Annotated in this window: 24 protein-coding genes; 13 read left to right on the top strand and 11 right to left on the bottom strand. The window is 68.7% G+C overall.

Annotation, left to right across the window (positions count from 1 at the left end; translation table 11 throughout):
* Nucleotides 1-129: 129 nt before the first annotated feature.
* From OG509_RS42525 to OG509_RS42480, 10 genes are all read right to left on the bottom strand, one after another.
* The gene (locus OG509_RS42525; RefSeq protein ID WP_331740861.1) at nt 130-1,173 is read right to left on the bottom strand and encodes a hypothetical protein; all 1,044 of its coding nucleotides are present in this window, start codon (nt 1,171-1,173) and stop codon (nt 130-132) included.
* Nucleotides 1,174-1,304: 131 nt separating this feature from the next.
* On the bottom strand, nt 1,305-1,718 hold the full coding sequence (locus OG509_RS42520) for a hypothetical protein (protein ID WP_331740859.1): 414 nt from the start codon (nt 1,716-1,718) through the stop codon (nt 1,305-1,307).
* Between the two features lie 149 nt (nt 1,719-1,867).
* Nucleotides 1,868-2,155 carry a hypothetical protein gene (locus OG509_RS42515; protein ID WP_406187958.1) on the bottom strand — a complete coding sequence of 96 codons (288 nt, stop codon included), beginning with the start codon at nt 2,153-2,155 and terminating at the stop codon, nt 1,868-1,870.
* The gene (locus OG509_RS42510; RefSeq protein ID WP_274553653.1) at nt 2,148-2,438 is read right to left on the bottom strand and encodes a hypothetical protein; all 291 of its coding nucleotides are present in this window, start codon (nt 2,436-2,438) and stop codon (nt 2,148-2,150) included. Before OG509_RS42510 ends, OG509_RS42515 begins: the two co-directional genes overlap by 8 nt.
* On the bottom strand, nt 2,435-2,914 hold the full coding sequence (locus OG509_RS42505) for a hypothetical protein (protein ID WP_331740854.1): 480 nt from the start codon (nt 2,912-2,914) through the stop codon (nt 2,435-2,437). The genes OG509_RS42510 and OG509_RS42505 overlap by 4 nt, the downstream gene beginning before the upstream one ends.
* Nucleotides 2,915-2,993: 79 nt before the next feature.
* Nucleotides 2,994-4,370 carry a replicative DNA helicase gene (locus tag OG509_RS42500; RefSeq protein ID WP_274553651.1) on the bottom strand — a complete coding sequence of 459 codons (1,377 nt, stop codon included), beginning with the start codon at nt 4,368-4,370 and terminating at the stop codon, nt 2,994-2,996.
* Nucleotides 4,371-4,458: 88 nt separating this feature from the next.
* Nucleotides 4,459-5,580 carry a hypothetical protein gene (locus tag OG509_RS42495; protein ID WP_406187956.1) on the bottom strand — a complete coding sequence of 374 codons (1,122 nt, stop codon included), beginning with the start codon at nt 5,578-5,580 and terminating at the stop codon, nt 4,459-4,461.
* A gap of 281 nt (nt 5,581-5,861) precedes the next feature.
* Complete coding sequence (locus OG509_RS42490; RefSeq protein ID WP_331740847.1) at nt 5,862-6,113, bottom strand: helix-turn-helix domain-containing protein; 252 nt, start codon at nt 6,111-6,113, stop codon at nt 5,862-5,864.
* Between the two features lie 97 nt (nt 6,114-6,210).
* The gene (locus OG509_RS42485; RefSeq protein ID WP_331740844.1) at nt 6,211-7,050 is read right to left on the bottom strand and encodes an integrase; all 840 of its coding nucleotides are present in this window, start codon (nt 7,048-7,050) and stop codon (nt 6,211-6,213) included.
* Nucleotides 7,051-7,054: 4 nt separating this feature from the next.
* Nucleotides 7,055-7,942 carry a sigma-70 family RNA polymerase sigma factor gene (locus OG509_RS42480; RefSeq protein WP_331740840.1) on the bottom strand — a complete coding sequence of 296 codons (888 nt, stop codon included), beginning with the start codon at nt 7,940-7,942 and terminating at the stop codon, nt 7,055-7,057.
* Nucleotides 7,943-8,305: 363 nt separating this feature from the next.
* Between OG509_RS42480 and OG509_RS42475 the strand changes: the two genes are divergently transcribed.
* The 13 genes from OG509_RS42475 to OG509_RS42415 all read left to right on the top strand — a co-directional run bounded on the left by OG509_RS42475 (nt 8,306) and on the right by OG509_RS42415 (nt 18,985).
* Nucleotides 8,306-8,716: a hypothetical protein gene (locus tag OG509_RS42475; RefSeq protein ID WP_331740837.1), complete on the top strand. Its 411-nt coding sequence runs from the start codon at nt 8,306-8,308 to the stop codon at nt 8,714-8,716.
* A 171-nt stretch (nt 8,717-8,887) separates the two neighbouring features.
* Entirely contained in the window at nt 8,888-9,154 is a 267-nt protein-coding gene (locus OG509_RS42470; RefSeq protein ID WP_406187955.1) for a hypothetical protein, read from the top strand.
* Between the two features lie 5 nt (nt 9,155-9,159).
* Nucleotides 9,160-9,426 (top strand): WhiB family transcriptional regulator, encoded by a 267-nt coding sequence (locus OG509_RS42465; RefSeq protein WP_331740832.1) that lies wholly within the window; start codon nt 9,160-9,162, stop codon nt 9,424-9,426.
* Nucleotides 9,427-9,550: 124 nt separating this feature from the next.
* Complete coding sequence (locus OG509_RS42460; protein WP_331740828.1) at nt 9,551-9,724, top strand: hypothetical protein; 174 nt, start codon at nt 9,551-9,553, stop codon at nt 9,722-9,724.
* Between the two features lie 133 nt (nt 9,725-9,857).
* Entirely contained in the window at nt 9,858-10,625 is a 768-nt protein-coding gene (locus tag OG509_RS42455; protein ID WP_331740825.1) for a hypothetical protein, read from the top strand.
* 20 nt (nt 10,626-10,645) lie between these two features.
* Nucleotides 10,646-11,935: a hypothetical protein gene (locus OG509_RS42450; protein ID WP_331740822.1), complete on the top strand. Its 1,290-nt coding sequence runs from the start codon at nt 10,646-10,648 to the stop codon at nt 11,933-11,935.
* Between the two features lie 304 nt (nt 11,936-12,239).
* Nucleotides 12,240-12,446: a hypothetical protein gene (locus OG509_RS42445; protein WP_331740819.1), complete on the top strand. Its 207-nt coding sequence runs from the start codon at nt 12,240-12,242 to the stop codon at nt 12,444-12,446.
* Nucleotides 12,447-12,529: 83 nt separating this feature from the next.
* The gene (locus tag OG509_RS42440) at nt 12,530-12,799 is read left to right on the top strand and encodes a hypothetical protein (RefSeq protein WP_331740816.1); all 270 of its coding nucleotides are present in this window, start codon (nt 12,530-12,532) and stop codon (nt 12,797-12,799) included.
* Complete coding sequence (locus OG509_RS42435; RefSeq protein ID WP_331740813.1) at nt 12,796-13,530, top strand: hypothetical protein; 735 nt, start codon at nt 12,796-12,798, stop codon at nt 13,528-13,530. Before OG509_RS42440 ends, OG509_RS42435 begins: the two co-directional genes overlap by 4 nt.
* A 2-nt stretch (nt 13,531-13,532) precedes the next feature.
* Nucleotides 13,533-14,039 (top strand): hypothetical protein, encoded by a 507-nt coding sequence (locus tag OG509_RS42430; protein WP_331740810.1) that lies wholly within the window; start codon nt 13,533-13,535, stop codon nt 14,037-14,039.
* 84 nt (nt 14,040-14,123) lie between these two features.
* Nucleotides 14,124-16,430, top strand: coding sequence for a hypothetical protein (locus OG509_RS42425; RefSeq protein ID WP_331740807.1), 2,307 nt, complete (start codon nt 14,124-14,126; stop codon nt 16,428-16,430).
* A 681-nt stretch (nt 16,431-17,111) separates the two neighbouring features.
* Entirely contained in the window at nt 17,112-17,846 is a 735-nt protein-coding gene (locus tag OG509_RS42420; RefSeq protein WP_331740805.1) for a ParA family protein, read from the top strand.
* Nucleotides 17,846-18,985, top strand: coding sequence for a ParB/RepB/Spo0J family partition protein (locus tag OG509_RS42415; protein WP_331740801.1), 1,140 nt, complete (start codon nt 17,846-17,848; stop codon nt 18,983-18,985). Before OG509_RS42420 ends, OG509_RS42415 begins: the two co-directional genes overlap by 1 nt.
* A 510-nt stretch (nt 18,986-19,495) precedes the next feature.
* Here the strand turns inward: OG509_RS42415 and OG509_RS42410 are convergent.
* On the bottom strand, nt 19,496-22,957 hold the full coding sequence (locus OG509_RS42410; RefSeq protein WP_331740798.1) for a hypothetical protein: 3,462 nt from the start codon (nt 22,955-22,957) through the stop codon (nt 19,496-19,498).
* Between the last annotated feature and the right edge of the window lie 477 nt (nt 22,958-23,434).

The following is a 23,434-nucleotide window of genomic DNA, read 5'->3' as shown; positions in this document are numbered from 1 at the left end:
TCCTCACGGAGTCGGACCGCTGGCCCCCGACACTTTCCGGACGGACACCGCGTCGGCCCGGACCGCACACGAACACGAAGCGGCGCCCCGAGCCTTCTCCCGGGGCGCCGCTTCCTGTCTGTGCCGTGCTCACGCCGCCTTGGCCGCGACGTCCTCCGCCGTGGTGCGCCATGCCCGGATGGCGGCGAAGCGCGCCCCTTCGACCTGGCTGCGGAAGCGGTCCTCCGCCATGTCGGCGATCTGCCAGTCAGTCAGGCGGAATCGGGCGGCGGCCGCCGCGTAGTGGGCCGCGACCGCTCCGGCGACGGTGTCGAGGGCGCGCAGGTCCACGTCCTCCATCGGCGTCGGCTCCGGCACTCCGAAGCTCGCGTCCCGCTGTCGCTCCGCCAGGAGCAGCAGGGCCCGCTCCAGGACGTCGGAGGCGTGGTGCCATCCGTCGGCGTAGTGGAGGAGGGCAACGACCGCCTCCACTACGTGGCCTACGCGAAGGAGCGGGCCGCCGACGGCGAGGGGGTTACCGCCTCGCTCCCACTGCACGGACGGGTCCGTCTGGCAGGTCAGGCACTCGACCAGGGAGTCGGCGTAGTCCGCCGGATCGGCGTCCTCGTCGGGAACGCGGACCTGCCTGCCGTCGCCCTCGCCGACCGCGAGGTCGTGGCCGTCGTGCTCGGCGAGGACGTCCTCAATCCGACGGCCGTGGCGGACGGCGGCCAGGTGACCGAGGAGGATCTTCTCGCCGCGCGCGGCGTCGCGGGCCCCCGTGTCAGGGTTCTCGACCACCGTGTGCGCCTCGTAGTCGTGCTCGACATCCTGCTCCGCCTGGTCGCCGAGGGGCTTGAGGGCCAGCCTCCACCAACCCCCCGACTCGCGGGCGAGTGCCAGGGGTCGCGTCTCCTGCCCGACGAGCTTCTCCAGCTCTTCGTCCAGCTCGTCCCAGGGCAGCCAGGGGGTGTTGACCCAGTCCTCCACGTCGAATTCGGGCCCGTGCTCCGCGAGGACGTATCCACGCCCAACGCGGCGGACCATGCGGAGGTGGGCGGCCCCGCCTGCCTCGTCGATCCGGAAGAGGAGGTGGGTACCCTCCGTCGGGCAGTCGCTCCAGATGCTCGCGGCGTGTTCGGCGATGAGGTCGAGCGAGGCGATGAAGGGGGTGTCTTCGCCTGTGAAGCCCATGGCGTCTCCTTGATGCTGACGGGTCGTCTTCTGCCGGAGGGGTGGGTACCGACCACCCTCCCGACATGGAAAACGTTACGGCAATTAGAGACGGCAAGGCTATGCCGAAGCCTCCATGTCACCCGGACGGGCTACTGGTGCAGCCGTCGGCTCGACCAGGCCGCCGGAAGGCCGTCCCCGCCGCGCCACACCAAGTACACGAAGGGGCGCGCTGTCCGCGCGGACACATCGCCCGCGGTCCCGGCCGCACCGCACCACACGGCCAGCGTCTCGGCGGTCCGGCCCGTGTCGCCGTCGTCCCCCGCTTCCAGGTGCAGGCACCCGGGCACCCCGGTCGCCTTCGTGAGGGTGCCGCGTACCTCCCAGCCACCGGCCGCCTGCGGGCCGACCACGAGATCGGCCGCTCCGGCGTCCTCCGAATACCCTGCCACCAGGCGCAGTTGGTAGGACGCGCCAGTCGGGGCGGCCCCTGCCGGGGCGGCGAGTCCGAACACGGCGAGGAACGTGGCAAGGCCAGCTGCGGCACGGGCGACGGTGGGGTTCATCAAAGTCTCCTGTCCGGCCGCTCTCGTCGGCGGCCCAGGTCTTGATCAACCTGGCCCGCCGACCGGCGGGCACGGCCCCGGCAGGGTGACCGCGTACTCCGTCGCGTGACGGCAAAGGGCCCGGCGCGAAGGCCGGGCCCAATGAGCGTTCAGAAAACCAGGATGTGTGTGATGACGATCTGCGGCGGGTCCTCGTCGCGGCTGATGACGTACTCGGCGATCCCGAGTTCGCCCTCAGCTCCGAGTGCGAGGCGGCGCTGCTGCGGTCGCCGCGGTGACGCCGTGCTCCCCGGCACGATGCCGCCCAACTCGCCGATGGTGACCATCGCGGCCACGATCGCGCCGAAGACATCGGGCGGCAGCGACGGGTCCATCATCAGCTGGGAGACGTTCTCGGACAGCACGCAGGGCAGACCTTCGTCGTACGGGTCACTCAACGGGCAGTCCTGCCGCCCGGCGCCGCGCAAGAAGGTCGTCCAGCGAGACGGTGGGCACCGTGCCGGCCAGCACCGCGTCGGCACGCGCGTCGGCCTCCGGATCGGTGTCGAGCATCGCCTCGCCCCACCAGCGCAGAAGCACACCCTTGGCCTGCTCTGGGGCGGCGGCCAGGAGCTCGCGGTAGAACTCCATCCGCTGCGCGCCGGACAGAGCTGCCGCGATCCCCTCCGCGTTGCGCGGCACACGCTCGGGCTCGTGCTGGTGTATCGGTTGCGCGGTCATCGCCCACCCCTTTCCGTCTGCCCCGAGTCTGCACTGCCGCCAGGCCCGCGGTCGACCCGCTGGGCGGGAACCGCCGCCGCGCGCTGCGCACTCCAGTGAGCGCGAGCGGCCTCGGTGACGTGTGCGTCGACGTCCGCGAGCGCGCCGGCGAGCCGGTAGATGGCGCCCTTGTCCCGGTCGCCGAGCGAGGTCACGTTCAGGACCTCGTGGACGTGGCTGAGGGCGTGGTGAACGCTGAAGGCCCCGTCGCTGCGGGTGCAGGCCTTGAAGGTCATGCGGTCGAGCTGCCCGAGTTCGCGCCGGACGAGTTCGAGCTGGGCGATGTCCCGGCTCGGGGTCTCCCGGGTGCGCTGTGCCTTGATGACGGTGTCCAGGATGCGGCGCATCGTGGGGTAGACGGGGTTCCAGTGGTCGGCGACGCGCTGGGCCAGGTCCTCGTCGATGAACCGCGTGCGCACGCTGTCGGTGGTGATCACGACGATCTCCTTCTTCGCAGGTGTGGGATCCGCTGGATGGTCCCGGCCGTGGCCACAGCCACGGCCGGGACCGAACTCCTCAGCTGGCGTCGGCGGCCCAGCTGTCGATGCGCATGTAGTGCTTCCTCACGGACATGGGCAAAACCCGGCCGGACATCCCCTGCCTGTTCTTGGCGATAATGAGGTCTACCTCGCCCGGCTTCACCGGCTGGTCGTTCTCGTCACGCTCTTCGTGGAGCAGGAGCACGACGTTGGAGTCCTGCTCGATCGCGCTGCTCTCCTTGAAGTCCGAGAGCAGCGGGCGCCGGCCGACGGCACCGCGGTTGAACTGCGACAGGGCCACGACCGGCGTATCGAACTCCATCGCGATCACCTTCAGGCCCCGGGAAAGCGCGGCGACTTCCTGCGCCCGCACTGAGCTGGGGGTGTCCGGCGTGAGGAGCTGGAGGTAGTCCACCAGGATCAGGGCCGGTCCGTTGCCCTGTGCCCACATGGTGCGGATACGGGCCCGCAGTCGGGAAAGGGTCAGGCCCGCTGTGTCGTCCAGGACGAAGTTCTTCGCGTTCTCCATGCGGCTTGAGACCTTGGCCAGCTTCTTCCAGTCGCCTTCTTCGAGCTGGCGCTTGTTCAGCCGGTCCATCGGGATCAAGGCCTCGGAGGAGGTGAGCCGGGCAAGGATCTCGTTGCCGCCCATCTCCATGCTCGCCACCAGGACAGGCTTCCCGAGGCGCAGGGCCACGTGAGCCCCCCAGTTGAGCATCAAGAGCGTCTTGCCGCCACCGGTGGTGGCGCCAACGGTGATGAGCATCGGGCCGGAGACCGTGACGAATTCGTCCAGGTCGGGCCACGGGGTCGAGAGGGCCTTCGGGTCGGCTCCGGCTTCGAGCTGGTCGATGAAGCTCTCCCAGCGGTCCGAGACGGAGAGCTTCGCGGCCTCAGGCGCGCCACTGACCAAGCTCTGGAGCGAGGCCGTGGTCGCGGCGACGGCCTCCCCCGTGGTAACGGTCTCGGAGTAGCCCATCTGCATGAGGCGCATGCCCTCGGAGACCAGACGCCTGCTCTCGAACTTCTCCTTGACGATCTCTGCGTAGTGCCACCCGTTGGCCGCCGTGGGCACCGACTGAACGAGGATGTGAAGGTACGGAGCCCCGCCGATCTTGGTGATCTCCCCCCGGCTGGCGAGCTCTCGGCCGAGGACGATCGGGTCGATCGTGATGCCCTTGCCGTAGAGGTCGTAGATGGCTCGGAAGACGGTTTCGTGGGAAGGGCGGAAGAACTCGTGGCCTTTGAGGATCGCGATGACCTCGACGATGGCCTCCTTCGAGACGATCATGGCGCCCAGCACACACTGCTCGGCCTCCACATCGTGCGGAAGTTCTCGTTCGAGCGGGCTGGCGCTCCGGAAGGTGTCGGGTACGGACGCCTTGTCGTCAGCGGCGACGGCGGGTGAGATCATGGGCGTGCTCTCTTCCTATCTGGGTTGAGCAGCGACGCGGCGGCCGGGTTCTTAGCGGGAATCGGCCGCCGCTCGCGTTTGTCGGTGGTCAGCTGGCGACAGAGACCGTGAGGCAGGGGCAGCGCTCGCCCACGTTGTCGGTCCAGCCAGACCCGTAGCAGGTCTTGCAGTCCTCAGCCGGAAGGCCAGCAGCGCCCTCGTGCCTCTGACCCGGTACCGGGCGTACACGCTTCTTGGTCCGGTGCCGAGGGAGGTCCTTGATCCGCGTCGACAGCACTGAGGGGTAGCTGCGGATCGACGGACCGCTCTCGTCCGTCAGCAGCTCGATGAGCTCTTCATCGAGCGCCCAGCCCTGAGTCTCGATCGCCTCGGCAAGCAAAGGGGCGAGCTTGCGAGCGGTCGGACGTCCCGCACTCCACGGCCGAGGAAGGTCCTGGAGGAACTCGTATGCCTCCGAGATCGCATCAGCCGACGGCTTTCCGTCGACGGAGTCGACAGCCCCCTCCCCCTCCTGTGCCGCAGGCGCCTGCTGGGGTACTTGGGACACGAGGGGGTAGGGGGAGGGGGTTACCACCCCCTCCGGGGGGTGTGGGGGGCGAGAAGCCAACTTCCCTGAACCCGGAAAGTGGCTCTGACCTGCTGGAATGCGGCGTCGACCACGTTCCGGAACCCCAGATCCCGGTACTCCAGATCCCGGGTTCGGGGAAGTGGTCTGACCTGCGAAAACACTGTTGCCGCCGACCGCTTCCCCAGTTCCGGGAAGTGGTGAGGAGTCGACCACTTCCCGGGTTCCGGGAAGTGGTGCAGACGTAGCAGTCTTGGCGTGATCAGGGTTGTCGCTCACGAACTCGTACACCTCGTAGACGACGGCGCCCTTGCGGCCCCGGCCATCAGGGTGTGGAAGGCGTACGCGGCGGATGAACCCGGCCGCGATGATCCGGCCAAAGGCTTCGTAGACGGAGTTCTTGCCAACCAGCTCTTTGGCGTTTTTCGTTGACCGGATACCCACCTCCTGGAGGCGCTTCCAGATCATGGGCACTGTGATGTCCTCTCCGGCCGCGATTGCGAAGAGGACGTGCGTCAGAACTACGTAGTCGAGCGCGTGGACGAGCTGACCACCGAAGACCATCTCGCGGTACACCGGAACGGAGCGTGGCCCCGTGCCACGAACGATGGACGCGGTCGAGTCGATGATGGGTGTGCTGCTCACCGCTTCACCGCCCAGGATCCGGGTGGCGGGAGTTGGGCTGGAGCGATCTTGTGTTGCAACGTACGGTCCTGTCCGCTATGTGGCGACTACCACCCCTGCGGACCACCGCATTCTCGACCGAGGTCTTGACGGACCTTTGTAGAGTAGAAGACGGCGCGTGGGGCTGCCCGGCGGGAACCGGGCGGCGTGCCTCACAGCTTCTAAAACCACTCGGAGTCTGGCGAGACGAGATCGAGTGGAGGTCGGTGGCCCGGGGGAAACCTCGGGCCGCTTGTCTTTGGCTAGTTGCTGGCCAGCGGATGCATCTGTGCCAGCTCTCGGAGAAGCTCGGCGTAGGCCTCGCGGCGCTTACCGCGGGGCTCTGCGAGGCCCCGCTCCCAGCGGAACACCTGCTGGTGCCGAACCCCGATCGCCTGAGCAACCTGCGCCTGCGTGAAGCCGCCGGCCCTTCGCAGGCGCACGCGCTCCGAGATGGGCGGCAGGCTATGGGTGGAGAGCAGGGCGCGGATGCCCGCTGCAGCGTCTGTGGTCATCTCACCTCCATCGGTGGCCGATGAGAAAAAGGTACATGGAAAGGTAAGAGAAAAGGCGAAAGATCCGTGGTTCGGCGGTTTGATTCACCCGATGAGATCAATGAAGTGACGGTTCGCCAGGGTTGACCACCGCATAGGCCGCTGTCGCGTCGTCTCGAACCTTGAACCGGGGCCAGCGTGTGCCGTTGTTGTCAGCCCTTTCCGCCGCTCGGACCCTTGCGAGCAGCGCGGAAGGCCCCTCCTGGTCGAGGAGGTCCAGCACCTCTTCCCAGGTGGCCTCGTGGAAGAGGTCCGCCAAGCGACTCGCACCGTCGGTGAGCAGAGCTGCGCGACGGAGGTCCCCACCTTGAATGCTGCCAGTGATTGCGTGGTCGGCAGCCTCCGGAGCGGTGGAGGCTACCCAGTAGCCGCCTGGTCGATTTCGCAGCCCTCTCTGCCGGGCGACCAGTTCCGAGACGCGAGCTGTGCGCTCAGGCGTGCCCGCTGGGCCGGCCAGTGCGGCGGCCATTTCGGTCTTGGCGACGTCCTCGACTCGGGAGTCTGCCAAGGCCTTGACGCTTGAACCGGTGTCCAGCACCAGAACGGAGTCGGAGAGTACGAGGTAGTCGAAGCCCTCCGGCCGTTCCCGGAGCATGACGACGGTTGCAGCCGGGACGGCCTCTTGTTCGAGCATGCACGTGTCGGCGTGAAGGTCGTTGACCTCCTCGATCGCGGTCCGCAGGACACTTGCGAGCGGGAGGTCATGGTCGCTTCCGAGGGCGACAAGGCGCGTACCGAGCTGCCTGACCAGCCATGGTGTGCCGTGGCGGCAGGCCATGGGTAGATCCTTGGGAGCGGACAGACCGTCAAGAACGGCGACGCAGCCGGGAAGTGCCACGAATACGCCGTCTTCGTTCTCTACCCCGTCGCCTTTGACCGATGCCACGGTGACCTGCACGGCGCTACGCCCTTTCGGGGTGGTAGAAGGGCGTGATCTGCTTACTGCTTGTGACCTCCAGCGTCTCGGCATCGAAGGTGCTCTCGATCAGCACCGAGAACCGCTTCGCCTTGAGGGTGCGGTGCGCCGCTGCAAGCTCTTGGTTCAGCCAGTGGACGACCCCGCCCGAGCCACGGGCATGGATCCCGGCGATGTAAAGGAAGCTTCCCTTGCCGTCAGGCCGGGGAAGTCGGCCGAAGTAAGCGACGTCGGCGTTGCCGCCGGAGTCCATGGGCGAGCGGTAGACCTGGCCCGTGTTGAGGTCGCGCAGGTACCAGCCGGCGGTGTCCTTGTCGAAGCGCAGGTTCTCGTCGCTCTCCAAGACCTGCTCGATCAGCGGACTCAGGCGCGGGCCGCAGATGACCACCAGATTGGACCGGTTCAACCGGACGTTGCCGCCGAGAGGGATGCGCTCGAAGGTGATCTCAAGCCCTACTTCCTCCGCGAGCAAGCGCAGGTGCTCGTATGTCTGGACGTCTTCCGTGGCGATGACAGGGCCCTGTATCACCTTGTCCTTGCCATCTCCGTCCTTGCGCTCTTCGAGCTTCTCGGCAAGGGCCACGATCACCTTGCCACTGCCCAAGAAGAGGCGTTCGGGCGGTGCCCCCTTGGCCAACTGGCTCACGCGACCAGCGCTGATGCTGAGTGCCGCAGCCAGGTCCTTGTTGTTGACGATCTCGGTGCGCAGGGCCTCGTTCATGGCCTCGTTGCGGACAGATTGAAATTGGCCCTCATAGTCCTGGAGGCGACCCACGCTCTGATGGGCCGCGATGGCGCGTTGGAGCGGGTCGCCCAGCTCGCGCACCTCGGAGAGTGCGGCGTCGAGCGCCGCGTCGAGCTTCTTGTCGTCCACTGTGCGCCTCCCTTCTAAGGGTCATGTTTAGCGCACTAAAGCCAACCCTTCAAGGTGGTTGACTCGCTACGTGCCGCGACCTACAGTTTCGACAAGCGCAGACTTTAGTCCGCTAAAGATTGTGCTTGCGAAGGCTATAACTGCACGTCAGGCAATGCTTCAAGGCAATCACAGCAGGTGTCACCGCTTCGGCGGCGGCAGTGGGGTTGAGCCCGCGCTCCCCCGGCCGAGACATCTGTACCGAAGATCGCGCACCACCTGATCCACCAACAGCGCTGCGCTGTCTGTCCGCCGAGGGCCGGTCGAGGCCGGGCTCGGCGCGGCAGAGAACGCAGCGCCCCGCTCATCTATCAGGAGGTTTCGATGCCCCGTATTCGTCCTGGCCGGACCCGAACCCGGCGCAACAACCGCCGCGAGCCGTTGCGGCTGAGCACCATGGCTGCGCACGACTTCAACGTCCGCGTGGGCGAGCAGAAGTCGGTCATCTGTCCGGACTGCCGGACATGGCGCCGGATCATGGGTGATACCGACCTTAAGATCCGCGAGCACTGTGTGTCCGATCGCCTTGCCGAAGGCGAGGAGCACACGCTGTGCCCCGGCAGCAACCAGGTCGTCATCGTCGACATCGACGTGCGGCGGTGGCAGGTCCGACAGGACCGGCTGCTGCGGGACGCGATGCCGGCGGAGAACCGTCGCGGGACCCGCCGGCTCTGGAAGCCCCTGTCTCCCCCTGCGCCGTCGCCGATCCACCGGATCGGTGCCCGCCGAGCCTGAGTTTCTGCACCACGAACGACCGCGGCCCTCGCCAACCCGGATTACCCGGGGTGACGGGGGCCGCGGCTGCTCGTACGGCAGCGGACTCCCGAAAGGAGTACACGGCGGTCCCAGGGATTGCCCCCCTGGGACCGCCAACCAGCAGGTCACCTTCTAGAGAGGACGACCCACATGCACTCCAGCATGGCATGCACCATCACCCCGCCCGCCTTTCGGGCCGGAGTCTTCGAGGACATGGAGGGCGAGGACAACCGCCGCGGTTTCGAACGCGACGAGACGGACACCTTCCAGCAGCTCGTGCGCCACCTCGTCGCCGACGGCGACCGCCGTGCCGCTCGCGCCGGACACCGCGCCCGTCGCACGCTCGCCGAGATGATCCCCGGGTACGTCAGTCCCCCGCTCTTGACCCTGGCCGCTCCGGCCGGCAGGGCACGGTGACCGGCATGGACTGGCGCCACAACGCGGTCTGCCGCGAGGAAGACCCGGAGCTGTTCTTCCCCCTCGGGAACACCGGCCCCGCCCTGCTCCAGATCGAGGAAGCCAAGGCTGTCTGCCGCCGCTGCCCGGTCATGGAGCCCTGCCTCCAGTGGGCCTTGGAGGCCGGACTGGACGACGGCGTCTGGGGCGGCCTCTCCGAGGACGAACGCCGCGCCATGAAGCGCCGCGCCGCCCGCAACCGGGCCAGGAGCACGACGGGTTCGGACGGATGAGCAGCGGCTGCGGCCACATGCCGAAGCTGGTCACCGTGAACCGCGTCGGCGCGGACGGCAAGCCCTACCAGTCGGTCCAGCACGAGCCCTGCTCGTGCTGCGTCCCGCAGAAGTGAGGCCCGCCATGCCCGACGAGCTGTACCAGCGCTACATGGAGGCCGCCGCCGCGCACCGCGTACACGCCTCCAGCTGCAACGCCTGCACGCCGGTGGAGCGCTGCGAGTCCGGAGAAGGGCTGTTCAAGGCCTTCGCCAGGTTCCAGGACGCGTACAACGCCCGGCTCAAGCCGCGGAAGTAGCGCCGCGAGGCGGGGTGGGCGACGGCCTGATCGCGCCCGCCCCCTCCTTCTCCTTCTCGGCCGGCTGCCCTCTGAGGCGGCCGGCCGCCCCACTCTGCCCGGGACACCCGGGCCCTGTCGCTGGAGAACCCGCATGCCGAACACCATTCCGCTCAAGCGGCCGCTCGACGCCACCGGCCTGCCGCCCCGGCAGTCGCCCGAGCCCGAGCCGTCCGCCCCGGCCGCCGTCCCCGAGGGCGACGCCACGGCGTACCACCACCCCGCCTTCGTGCGGGTCGAGCCCGGCCACTTCGCGGGCGACTTCATCTACTACTTCACGGGCTTCACCGGGCGCGAGCCCCAGCCCGAGGTTCCGCTGGCCGCGTACGACGACCAGACGCTGGACTACGACCAGATCCGCGAGCTCAGTCGGCAGTACCGATCCGCACAGGTGCTGTGGTCCCAGGCTCGGCTCCGCCTGCTCGCCGTTCCCGTGCTGCAGCAGGCCGTGCCGCTGTGGGACGCGTGGACGGCGGCGCGCGACGAGCTGCGGCTGGTGTTCAGCGAGTTCTGGACCACCGCCGACGGGAAGTGGAAGGCCCAGCTGCTCCGGCTCACCGACGCCGAGAGCGTCGCGAAGAAGGCCGCCCGGAAGTGGGACGACATCGCGGAGCAGCTCGCCAAGCTGGCCGCCGACCAGGTCCACGTCGCCGGATACGACCACGAGCTCGACCTGAGCGACGTCGCGCAGGCCGCCGGTCTGGACATTCGCGGCTGGAACATCTGCCACGCCGACGAGTACAAGCCGCCCTACAACCGCCCGACCCCGCTGGTCTACGACCTCGACACCGAGATCAAGGAGCAGCGCGAGCGTCTGACCGAGGTCGCCGCACTGGCCGGCGACATCACGGCCAGCGCGTGACCAGCACAAGGAGCCGGAGCATGGAGCACGAGAAGTCCCTCACCACCACCCAGGGGATCATCCTGGGGGCCGCAGCTCTGCCGATGCTCGGCGTCGGCGGCCTGGGAGCCTGGGGCACGTTCACCAACATCAAGACGCAGTTCCCCCAGGACGCCACCGCCCTGGGCGTCGTCGCCGCGGGTGAAGGCGCCACCCTCGTCCTGGCGCTCGTCATGGTCGGCCTGACCCTGCTCAGCCAGTCCTCGCCCACGGTCGTTCGGCTCGGACTGTGGCTGCTGCCCGCCGTCGCCTCCGGCACCGGGGTCGTCGTCGCGGACGGCACGAAGGAAGCCGTCGTCTACGCCATCACCCCGATGGCGATGTGCGCGTCGGCGGAGGGCATCGGCCTCCTCGCCCGCCGGATCGTGATCTACACGACCGGCGTCGACATGGAGGCCCGGCGTCGCAACGCGATCACGATGCGGCGCATGGCGGTCCTGAGGGCTCGGGCGGCGAACCACCCCTGGAAGCGGGCCCGCAGGCTGGCGGAGCTGGCGTCCTGGCGGCTGGCCCGCAAGGTCGGAGTCGGCGACGACGAGCTCGGCGCCGACCTGGTGCAGGTCCAGCGAGACCGGCTGACGGTCGGCGCCAACCAGGCGCTTGGGCAGATGTTCACCACCACCGCCGTCACGCCCGCCCTGCCCGAGTCCCTCACACCGGCGCTCGAACCCGTGACCGGACAGGGCAGTTCCGTCACGCCTGCCGTGCCGGAGACCGTGACGCGTCACGACGCCGTCACGGTGGGGGCGGCCGTCGTGACGACTGCTGGCACGCAGGCCAGCACCCCTGCGGGGCCTCCTCCGTCGCAGCACGCCGTCACGGTGGCGCACCCTTCCCGTGACGGTGTCACGGGGCGGGAGGAGCAGGCCGTGACGGATTCCGTCACGGACACCGGCTCCGTCACGGAGGCATCCGTCACGGAGGAGGAGCCGTCACGCTCGCCCGTCACAGCCATGTCGCTGGAGCAGGTCGCGGCCGTGGCAGGTGTGCCGGTCCCGCGCCCCGGTGAGCGGCTGTCCGACGCGCAGCTCCTCGTCGTGCTGCGGCACCTGTGCTACCGCGAGGACCCTCCGCTGTCCTACCGGGCTGCCGGTTACGCCTTCCGTCAGGCGGGGTTCGTGGCCGGTGAGGAGCGCATCCGCGTCACCTGGCGCGAGCTCCCCCGCGACGTGGCCGGTGCGGCCGACGGCGACGAGCCGGAGCCCAGCCACGCCCGCGGCGACGGCGGGACGGAACAAGAAGACGAGGAGGAGGCCGGGCCCCGGCCCTGACCCCGCAGCTTCCTCAGCTTGAACTGGCCGGCACCACCGGCGATGGCCAGCCCGGCACCTGCCGGACTGGCCATCGCCGCGACTGCCGGACGCAGTCGACGGCGATCGCAGACCCGGTCGAGCAGACCCGGTGAGCCACGCGGTGAGCGGCCTGTGCCGCAGACCCGCCCGCAGAACCGGTGAGCCAGCCCGGCGCGCGCCCGAACCACTGAACCACCACTACGAGGGGGCCCCGGCCCGCTTCCTACGGCCCGGCCGGAACCCCCTCTCCCTGCCCCTCAACACCTCAAGGAGCTGGCCCAGCATGGCCTTCTTCGGACTGATCGGCAACGACCGGCAGATGGCCGGCAGCACGTACAGCAAACGGGAATCCGCGAGCGACAAGGCGTCCCGCAAGCGGCGCGAGAACCACCGGCGCACCCTCACGGCCACGGCCCGGCAGGGCCAGGCCTGGGAGGACGGCGAGCGCCAGCGCCAGGACCACGGCGGCCGCCGCTCCTGGCGGCGCTGACCACCGCAAGCACCACCCCACCTTGCCCTGCGCCGCTGCCACTTGAGCAGCGGCGCAGGGCTCCTCGACCTGGGAAGGACGCTGTGCTTCTCCTGCTGATCCGACGCCTTCGCCGGCTGCGGTCCCCGCGCCGCCCGGCCGGGACCGAGCACTACACCATCATCCTTTTGCCGGGCAGCCCCCGGCCGCTCGACGCGGAGCAGCCGCTCCCGCCGACCGGCCCGGCGGCCACGCCCCCGATACAGCGGGCCGAACCGGAGCCCGACGACGGCGAACTCGCCGTCAAGGCCTGGCTCCACCAGTACAGTCACCGCCGGGACACCGGATTCCGCGCCGCTGCGGAGCAGCTGTGACGGCCGCCGCGGGCAGCGCCCGCTTCGCGAAGCCGCCCACGCCCGCCCCTGCCGCCGACCCCACGGTCGGCTGCTGCTTCACCTGCCCCATCGCCGCCGGATGCGCACTGTTCAGCGACGCCTACGTGACCTGCCCCGTCACCGGGAGCACTCCTCCCCCGGCACCCACGGGCGCCGCGCCCGCCCAGGCGGCTCCGCCAGCCCCCAACGGCGGCGTGGACTGGACGAACGTCGCCGGGCGCGGCGTCGAGGCAGCCGCGTCGGCCGCCTTCGGGTTCGGGTGGCTCGACATCGCCACCGGCCTGATCGAGCGCTTCAACGCGACCGACGCCGAGGGCAACACCGTGGACTGGGGACGCCTCCAGCTCAAGCGCAACGGGCTGTGCATCCTGATCGCCACCCTCGTGCCGCTCGGCGACCACACGGCCGCCCAGTGGGTCGCTCACACCCTGCCCAACCTGAACCTGAACCTGGCCGATCCGGTCTTCCTGCCCGCAGGAGCCGCCCTGGGGGCCGTCCTGCCGGTCTTCGCCGGCCAGTTCGCCCCCGGGGCGCTCGGCGGGATCTGCCGGGCCGCCTGGGGCGCCGTCGCCTTCACCGCCCGCACCGCCTGGAAGTTCCTGACCTCCCCACTGGGCTGGATCGTCATCCGCCCTGCCGTCTGGGGCCTCCTCTGTGGCGGCCTCCTCCTCACCTGGCGATTCCTCGTCCACGTCCTCACCGGAGCCTGATCATGAACATCTTCGACAACGACGTCGCCAACGGCACGTTCGGAACCCTCGCCTTCGGCGCCCTGGCCTGCGTCTTCATCGTCGCCGGATTCAAGTACAAGGTCCTGCGCCGGAAGAAGACCGTAATCCTCGTCGCCATCGGCGTCCTCGCGGTCACCGTCAACAGCGCCGGACTCTTCGGCGAGATCGCAGGCGCACTGCGCATGGGCATGAACCAGGCCGGAGAGCAGGCCGCGCAGGGCCTGGCCGGCGCGCAGGTCGCCGCGAACCCGCCGACCACCCACGTCACCCCCGTCACCGCGGGCGGCGCCCTGTTCGGGCTGATCGTCATCTTCTGGTACGGCATCAAGATCTACGCCGCCAAGGGCAAGCCCAGGGACTGGAAGGAAATGGCCGGAGGCGCCCTCGTCGGCATCAGCGCCGGCACGGGCGTGGGCTTCCTCGGCATCGCCGTCAGCTCCGCCGTCATCGTCTCCAACAACGTCGGCTTCTGGCTCGTCGGCGGCTGAACGCGGCCGTGACGGTCCGCCGCACCCGACCCGGGTGCGGCGGGCCGCCTCAGACCGCGCCCACGCCGACCAGGAAGGACCACCGTGAGCACCACGCACAACCAGCACCCCCACCCGCCCCAGGGCGTCGAGGTCTACCAGGGCGAGGACGTCTTCGCCGAGCTCGTCGACGACGAGGAACCCCGCACGGACAACGACCAGGCCCCGCCCCGGCGCCGACCTGCCGACACGATCCGGCGCCTGACCCGGGGCGCGGCCATCGCCCTCCAGGTCCTCGCCCACCACACCACACCCGGCCTGCGCCACGGCTGGCAGGCCACCGTGCACTGGACCACGGTCGGCTACATGTCGGACGAGGAGATCCGCCGCCGCCTGGTCAAGAAGCACCTCGACACCTACACCGACCAGCGCGACGACACCGCCAGCGACATCAACCGGCTGAACAAGAAGGCCCAGAAACTGGCCCGCGAGGCCGTCGACTTCGGCCTCACCCGCGAGGAAGCCAGCCAGCTCAAGGACGTCACCAGTGAACTCCAGCGCCGCCGCACCGCCGGCACGGCCCTCGCGCGCATCGCGTTCGACGTCGAGGCCGTGCAGCCCACCGCCGACCAGATCAAGAGCTACCGCACCCACCAAGCCCTGGCCCGCTTCGCCGGAGTCATCCTCCCCGCCAGCACCGCCACCATTGGCGTGCTCCTGGCCGCCCCGCTGGCCGGCCTGATCGCCCTGCCCGTCCTCGCGGGCGCCGCCTGGTGGCTCGGCCGCCACCCACTCGCCCTCACCCAGCGAGCCCTGCCCGCCGACCTGTACGGACCGACGGAACTCGACCCTCCCGCCCGCCCCGCCGACCCTGCGGCCCCTGCTGCCGCCACCCCTGCGGCCGACGAGCTCACCCCGTACCCGATCGCCCGGGCCACCACCCCGGAGGAAGCCGAAGAAGCCCTGCGCCGGGCCATCCTCCACGAAGGCGGCGACCTCGACACGGTCACCGACGGCCGCCACGAACCGTGGGGCTGGTCCGCCCGGGTCACCTTCAAGACCGGCTCCCCCGACGACCTCAACGCAGACCAGACCTACAAGGGCCTGATCACCCTCCTGCGGCTGCGCCGCAACGGCCTCCTCATCGAGGGCGACCCGAACGCCGGAGAGGCCTGCACCGTACGGATGCTGCTCGCCGACCCCTTCACCCCGGACCTGGTCGGCCCCGTGCCCTACCGGCCGCCTCTCTCGGCGTCGATCACCGACATCTTCGACTTCGGTGTCGCCATGGACGCCAGCGAACTCGCCTTCTCCCTGGCCGGACTGATGCTGCTCATGGTCGCCGACTCCGGCGGCGGCAAGTCCGGGATCACGCTCGCCCTGGCCGAAGCCGCCACCTCCACCGTCGACGCGGCCGTCCTCAACCTCGACCCCGTCGGCACCGGAGTCGGCGACCTCGGACCGGCGATTACGCTCAACGCGACGATGAGCGACAAGAAAATCATCGCCGTCCTGACGTTCCTGCTCGCCCTCTGCACCGCCCGCGCCCGCCTGCGCGCCGCCTACGGCTGGGGCAACAAGTGGCAGGTCTCCCCCCTGCACCCCGCCCTGCTCGTGTTCGTCGACGAGTGGCCCCAGCTCTCCCCCAAGGCCAAGGCCCTCCTGATCAAGCTCCTGCTCCTCGGCCGGAAGGAAGCCATCTGGGTCTACGGCGGCAGCCAGTACGGCACCAAGGACCACCTCGGTGAAGCCATCGGCCCGAAGCTGTCCGCCAAGCTCCTCGGAGCCTGCCGCCGGGTCGACGTCACCGAACTCCTTGGCGGCGGCGCCCTCGCCGAGGGCTACCGCGCAGACCTGATCCGGGCAGCCACCCACACCGAGGTCAACGACGCCGGACAGATCTACGGGGTCGGCCTGCCCGGAATGCCCGACCGCCCGATCCGCTACCAGGTCCGTGAAGTCCCGGCACAGCTCGCCGCCCGGCTCGGCGCCGAACGGGCGACGGCCGGACTCCCGGACCTGACCCACACTCTCACCGAAGCCGGCCTGCTCCTGAAATGGCACGAACTCATCAAGCTCTGCTCCGGCCAGCCCAGCCCTCTCGGCGAGGACGCCCCGGACCTCCCGGAGATCCTCGCGCTGCTCCGCGAAGCCTTCCTTCGTGAAAGTGATCCGATTTTCCTCACCATGAACCAGGTCCACACCCACCTCCGCGACGAGGACCCCGACCAGTGGGGTAAGTGGGACGACCGCGACGACCAGGGGCGCCTCCGCGAACTCGGAAAGACCCTCGCCCGCCAGCTCCAGAAGGCCGGCGTCGAACTCTCCTCGGAGCGCATCACCGAACTCGACGGCAGCCCCCGCGGCTACTACCTCGCCGACATCGAGGACGCCATCAGCAGCCTCTCCTGACCCCCGCGCGGCCAGCCCGCGCGACCGTAGAACCATCGGCCGACGATCGGCCCGGCATCGGACCTGAACGGCTCACCACAGCCACTGGCCATCCAATGGCCAGCCGATCAGAAACTGATGCTGACATGCGAAAACCAATCGATCCAATCACTCACCGGAACCCCCGTCTCCCTAGCGCCAGCGTCCGCTCGCGCCCCCGGACACGGGGTCTCCCATGCCTGCGCCGCTACCCCGCTCGCCGTCGAGCAGGGAGAACCACCCTGACTCGACTGGCGATGTGACCGAGCGTCCCGTGCACTGGGCATCCCTTCGTCGATGGTCCGTCCCGGCGTGGCGCCTACGCCGGCTCCCTGGGGGAACCCCGCACTAGCCTGCGGCGTGGCTGGATGCGAAGGCGGTCCGCTCGAACCGCTGCTCAACTCTGCCCCACCTGGTCATGATCGACGACAATCCGTGCCAGCTCCTGATGGGCGCTTCGCCGCCTCCCGACAAGGAGCGCGCTTCAAAACCGGGTTTTGAAGATGGCCGGAGCGCAGGACTCCCGAGGGCGGGGCTTCAAAACCCGGTTTTGAAACGGGACCGCGAGAACTCCAAACGGGACGGTACATGGCATCCTGTCCGGGTCCGCTAGTACCGGCCCACCCGGGTCGGGAAGCATACGGAGCTTCAGGAGTACCACCCATGGCACGGATTACCGCGCTCATCAACCGCAAGGGTGGAGTCGGCAAGTCGACTCTCACCGTCAACACAGCGGCCATCACCGCCCACGTCCTTGGCCAAGCCCCAGAGGGGGACCCCAAGTACGTTGCCGCTGTCTCAGCTGACCCTCAGGGATCCACCACTTGGTGGTCGGAGCGAGTCGGCGAAGAGCTGCCATTCTCCTTCGAGCAGATCAAGTCGAGGGAAGACCTCGAACTGTTCTCTCATCTCAAGAAGTCGCGCAAGGTCAAGCACGGTTTCATCGACACGCCCGGCTGGATGGACCTGCCCGACGACGAGAAGCAGGAGGCCGGCGACCCGTTCGGCAAGAGCACTGCGGCCGACGCGATGCGCGCCGTGCTCGCCAATGCCGACGACATCATCATTCCCGTTGAGCCGGAACCGCTCGGCTTCATGCCCACACGGGACACCATCGAGGAAGTGGTGAAGCCTCTAGGTATCCCCTACCTCGTGGTCATCAACAACTGGGACCCACGCGACGGCGAAGCCGACTTGGATCAGACCAAGGAGTTCGTGCGATCCCAGGGATGGAACCTGGCCAACACGGTCATCCGGCACTACAAGGTCCACACCCGGGCAGCTCTCGAAGGCACTGTGGTCACCCAGTACAAGAAGAACCGGGTGGCCATGGAGGCCCGAGAGGACTTCTACCAGCTCGCGCTTGAGCTGGGAGCTGGCAAGAAGGAACGCCGCTGATGGCCGCGAAGAAGCCATGGACGGACCTGCTCGAAGGCCCCGGGAAGCCTGGAAGCAAGCACGCCAACGAGCCCGAGACTGGCAAGCCGGAAACCCCGCCCACTACGGCGTATATGCACACGATCATCAGCAGCCCCGACAACCCCCGCACAGCGGCCGACTACACCGATGAAGACGCCGACTTCCGCGAACTCAAGGAGTCCATGCGTACAGTCGGTCAGCTGCAGCCGGCGGTCGCGATGTCGAGCGAGGTCTTCCGGCGCGTGAGGCCGGCGCACGCAGCTGCGATCGGCGATGCTCAATGGGTCGTGATCCTCGGCAACCGGCGGTTCCATGCGGCGAAGCAGCTCGGCTGGACCAAGTTCGAGATTCGTGTGCGCGACCGACTGGGTGACGAAGACGATGACAAGGTCGACGAGGCTGTACTCATCGAGAACATCCAGCGCAAGAACATCCCGCCGTACAAGGAGGCTGAGTTCCTCCAGCGGATGGTCGACCGCCACGGGTCGCAGGAGAAGGTCGCGGAGCGCATCGGCAAGTCGCAGATGTACGTTTCGAACCGTCTGGCCCTGCTCAACCTGACCCCTGAACTCCGGGACGTCGTCGACACCAAGCAGCTCAAGGTGAAGACGGCAGAGCAGATCGCGAAGATCAAGGATCCTGAGAAGCAGAAGGCCAAGGCCGCAGAGGAGCTCCTCAAGGCCTCCCAGCCGCGGACCAGGCCGACTCGACGGGAAGCGCCGGTTCAAAACCCGGTTTTGAAGCAACCTTCGAACCCTGCGGCCAGTAGCACCGAAGACGCCGCCACGAACGCACATGACAACAACGCATCCCTGCAGAGCCGTGTGCCGGAACCTCGACCGGGGAGGCAGGGCGAAGACACACAGGTGTTGAGCGAGACTGCTGAGAACACGGGCACCTTGTCGCTCCCCCTGCATGACGGAGCCGCCGTGATGGACGTCGTCTTCCAACAGTTGTCCCCACTCCAGCGGAGCGATTTCATCCTCCGCTACTTCCAGGTCAGCCGGGGAGTGGAGGCCGTCATCGAAGACATGAAGGGCAACCTGACGGCAGAGGCGCGGACCTCACTTGCAGCCATCCTGCAACAGGTCTCCAACGGGCTCCTCCAGGATTCGTAGGCCACCGAATGCTGTTGTGACCGTTTCAACAAAGACGATGCCCAAAGCACGCCGTTGGCAGGAACCGTCATGACTGGCGAGCCTTGACCACTGGTGACCAAGGCTTAACGAAGGCCCCTGCATCAGCAGGGGCCTTCCTGTCTTTGTCCACCAGAGGTGGTCGGCGGCAGCGAGTCACCGGACTTCGACAAGGTGCACCGCCACCGAGGTCGACCTGGGTTTTGCGTGTGGAGTCGCAGGCGGTGTCGCGGCTCCGGCTCGGTTAGACCTGGTCGGCCCCGACTCTGATCGGCTGTGCGACGTTCGTCGTGGCGTCCGGCGTTCCGCACTGCCCCGAGGCTAGCGGTTCGACTTCAAGTTGACGCGGACGACGTTTTGACTCTCCTCGACGAGCTGCCACACCTCGTCGGCCGGGATGTCGTCTAGCGAGAAGGTCTTGGAGGCGCCCTTCTGCCGCATGGGTGTCTGTCCGGGCCCGGACATGCCGGGCCCGGACGGTGCTCACCCAGTTCAGAGCTCATGCGCCGAGAGATCACCGGCGAGTATGAGAGCCTCCCTCAGCCCATCGCGAGCCGCACTCAGCTGAGTGCCGTTGGTGCCCCTCGACACGGACAGCAGGTGACGTGCCCGCTCACGAACTGTCGAGTCACGCCATGGGTCAGCACTGGGGTGGCGGACCAGGAGCGCGGCGATCGCGTACGCCGCCTCGTGATCGGGTAGTTCGGCGACGCGCTGCGCGATGTCGTCCGGGTCGCCGAGGACCGGGGTGCGTTCGAGCGAGGTCAGGGTCAGGTTGAGCCAGATGTTGTCGTCGATGTCCGTAGCAGCGAACGCGCCTGCTCCGGCCAGGGCCCCAGGGGGAAGAGCGCAGCCAAGCGCCGCCTTCCACAGCTCGATGCCGTTGGCGGTGATGTCCTCCCTTGCGGCGCCGACGATCTGGCTGGCGATGTCCGCGAGCAGGCGGGAGACCGCGAGGTGCCCCTGTTCGCCTGCGGCGAGTTCGCTGAACACCGTGCCTGGCTGGCCAAGCAGCCCGGGGGAGACGAGCAGTCCGATCGCGAGGTGCATCGAGGCCTCCGGACGGCCTGTCCGGACCCAGTGCAGCAACTCCTTTCGATCCAGGTCGGCAAGGAGAGGCGGGTGGGGCCGGCCCCACCGAAGCCAGTACGAGGCCGCGGACGTCGTGTCCGTGCGCAGAGTGAGGAGCGGGGATCCCTGTGCGCGAAGCCAGGGGGCGTCCAGGTGGTGGAGCAGGGCAAGGCGGTCGCCGAACGCGGCGGCCAACTGCGGCTGATGCGCCCCGGACTGGACGAGGTGCCCGATGTGTTCGCGCAGCCTGGACTCAAGTCCCGGGCCCTGTGCGGGAACCTCGATCGCGGCATGGTCGATCAGGCACTGCAGAGCACGGCCCGCCAGGTTGGTTCCGAAGAAGTCGGGGCCGGCGCCGGTCTGCGCGGGGATGGCCAGGGGCAGGCTCTGCTCGTACAGGTGGTCGAGGATCCCAGGTAGCTGGTCCGCCAGGTCGACGTCGCGACGCCAGGCCACCGTGAGTAGATCGCACAGGGCTAGCCGTGTCAGCTCCACCTCGCTCTCGTCGGCCTCCTCGGACGCGTCCACGGAGTCGGCAAGGACTCTCGCAGCCAGGAGCCGGCAGAGTGCCAGGCTCTCCTCGACGGCTATGGCGAGGGTGTCACGGCGAAAGTCGCGGTCGAGGCGGGCGGATTCGGCAAGGGCCGACAGGTAGATCGCCTGGAGCCTCGGCAGCGCCAGCGCCGTGATGATGGCCCGGGGGTCGGAGGCCCACGCCGCCGGATCATGCTTGACGAGCTGCTCGATCACCGCGCGGTATTGCATGCCGCCCGCGTCGCCCGCGGACGCGATGGCCTCGGCTGCCGCCAGGGGGCCTTGTTGGGCGGCGATCCCGGTGGCCTGAGCGACATCGAGTTCCGGCTCGTCGCCACCCCAGGACATCACCATGAACGGCCGAGCGACGCGAGGGTCCGCAGGAACAACGTCGTCCTCGCCCCGGAACACGGCGAGCATGGCTTCCCACGGCTCAAGAACGCGCGCAGGCAACACCGGAGACCAGAGCCAGGCCTTCACCCATGCCGTCGGCCATCTTGGCCGGCTGCTCGGGTCGTAGCCGGTCAGCTCCTCCAGGGAGGGCGCCGCCCCGAGTGCCCGCCCTGCCGCTTCTTCCGACTCGGGCAGGAGGTCCGCGGGGGCGTCAGAGAACACATGCTCGACCAGTCGAGCGCTCTCCGCGGTGGGCTTTTGCCCCAGCAGCGCCGGAACCAGCCGCGTGGCCTCAGCCCACCACGCCGGGTCAGTCTCCACGGGCCGCGCCTCGTCGAGATGTGCGGCCAGGAGGCGGTTGCCCAGTCTCTCATCCACCCGTTCGACGCACCGACGCAAGGCCTCTGTCCGCATCGCGAGGTCAACTCCCGCGAGGGCGTCCGCCCGGGCCAGATCGAGCACAGTCCTGGCCAGCGGCACTCCCATGTAGGAACGGTGGCCCCCGGGCTCGTCCTCGCCCAGGTCGAGTTGAAAGTGCACGAGGTGCACCACGTCCCCGCCATCCTTCACGCACTGCTCCAGCGCGGATGCGAGAACGTACCGGATCGTCCGCAAATCATCCGACGCACCACCCGCCCCACCGTCAGGGTGGGCTGTGCTGAGCAAAGCGACGAGGAGCTCCCCGACCTCCCACCCGGACAAGCCGGCCAATGGGGTGTGCTCGGTCGGCGTCTCGTCTGCCATCCGTACTGCCTCTGGGAGAGTCGACTCGTCATCCTCCCCGGACTCGGGCACCCGGCGCATGGTCGCGGCGTATCTGGCGTGCTGGCGCTCGGCCTGCTGGCGCTCGGCGCGTATCGAGCAGATGAGGAGGTCGCTGACCGTGCGGATCCAGTCGTTGGTCCGGTCGCTGAGCGGGATTTCACGGGCCCACAATGCGGCCATCCGAAGAATCGCCGCATCGCCGGCAAGCGCATGCCGGTTGGTCTTGGCGATTTCGGCGACGATGCTCCGAACCTCCGGGAGCAGGCCGATTCCCGGTCTGGCCGCGAGGCGCAGATATTGGCAGGTCGGGACGGCGCCTGCTGCAGTCACCTCGTCAGCGTGGCTGCTTAGCCACCGGGTGACGGATACGGGGTCGACCTCGGTCAGATGATCGAAGTAGGGAAGGGCCGGCCAACCACCGTCAGGGGCATCAGGGTCCGGCAGCAAAACCACGTCGTCCAGGAGCGGTAGCCAGGCGGGTGACGGACGTTCAAGGAAGAAGTACTTGAGGGCACGCGGGTCGGCCCAGCCACGGATTCGTTCCGCGTCCTGCTGCCCAGGGGTGCTCAAGGCGATAAGTTCCAGCACCTGCGCCGCGCGGCCCGTCAAAGGCACGAATACCTCACGGGCCAACACGAGCAGCTTCCGGTAGCTCTCGCGAGCCCGCTGGGACGGCCCACCATGCAGGACCTGTGATGCCTGCCCGTAGAGCTCACCCCACGGCTCCAGAGCATTCTCCTGAGCCGCCCCCAGGGACTGGCCCGACAGCCGCGCGGCGACCCCCACCGCCCGCCTGCGGTGATAGCCACCCCCGCGGTCGATCTCCGAACGCACCAGCGCCGCCGCCACACGGACGCGGTCCAATCCCGCTGCCGCAACCTCCGCACGCGACTCCGGACGGTATGCGCTCAACGCCTTCAGCAACTTCTGCGCAGCCGACCTCAAGCCCTCCGGCTCCTTGCCCGAACCCGGCAACTTCAACAGGGACTCCGCCGCGCCCCGGATCGCAGACTCGGCGAGTACACCTGGCTGCTCGAAGGAACCGTCGCCCAGGATCCGATACGTGTCTCGCAACAGGCCCAGTGCCCGCTCGCCGTTGGGGCCCTGGGCCTGAAGAGCCGCGGCCAAAGAATCGTCAACCGGTTCGAGTGCCGGATCGTCCTGTCCCTGTTCCGCTGGTAGATCGTGCATGCCAGCACCGTAGCCACATTCGTATACGGCCGGGCCCGGATCCGGCGTCCTGAGTCAGCGGCCCGACTCGACCGGCCGTTGCTTGGCCGCCGTCGACGTCTTCCTCGCCGATCGGACAGAGGAGAACCGAGCCGCCGAGCGCACCGCGTTTTGGCCATCCCGGCCTCGCAGCGCCACTACGCGCTCGGCGACATGGACAACAAGGACAAACCGCTGCGGGCATTGGTGGCAGGGCCCGGCGGCCGGACCTACCTGCCGTTTGACCCGCCGGTACGCAGGAGGAGCACGACTGGGCTCTTGCGTACTTCGAGGAGCGGGCCCCTGGAGTGCCGAGCGGCACGCGCGCGTCCCAGCAGGCGGACCGGCGGCTCGCACATTCAGGCAGTCCATCTCCACCAGTTCTATCCGAACAAGCCGGTGGCCGCCCCCGGCCAGCGCGGCTTGCGCAACGACTACCCCGCCCCGATCACCGTAGGG

Origin of the sequence: Streptomyces sp. NBC_01006 (genome assembly GCF_045162725.1) — a bacterium.
GTDB lineage: Bacteria > Actinomycetota > Actinomycetes > Streptomycetales > Streptomycetaceae > Streptomyces.
This window is presented reverse-complemented; position numbering and strand designations above follow the sequence as displayed.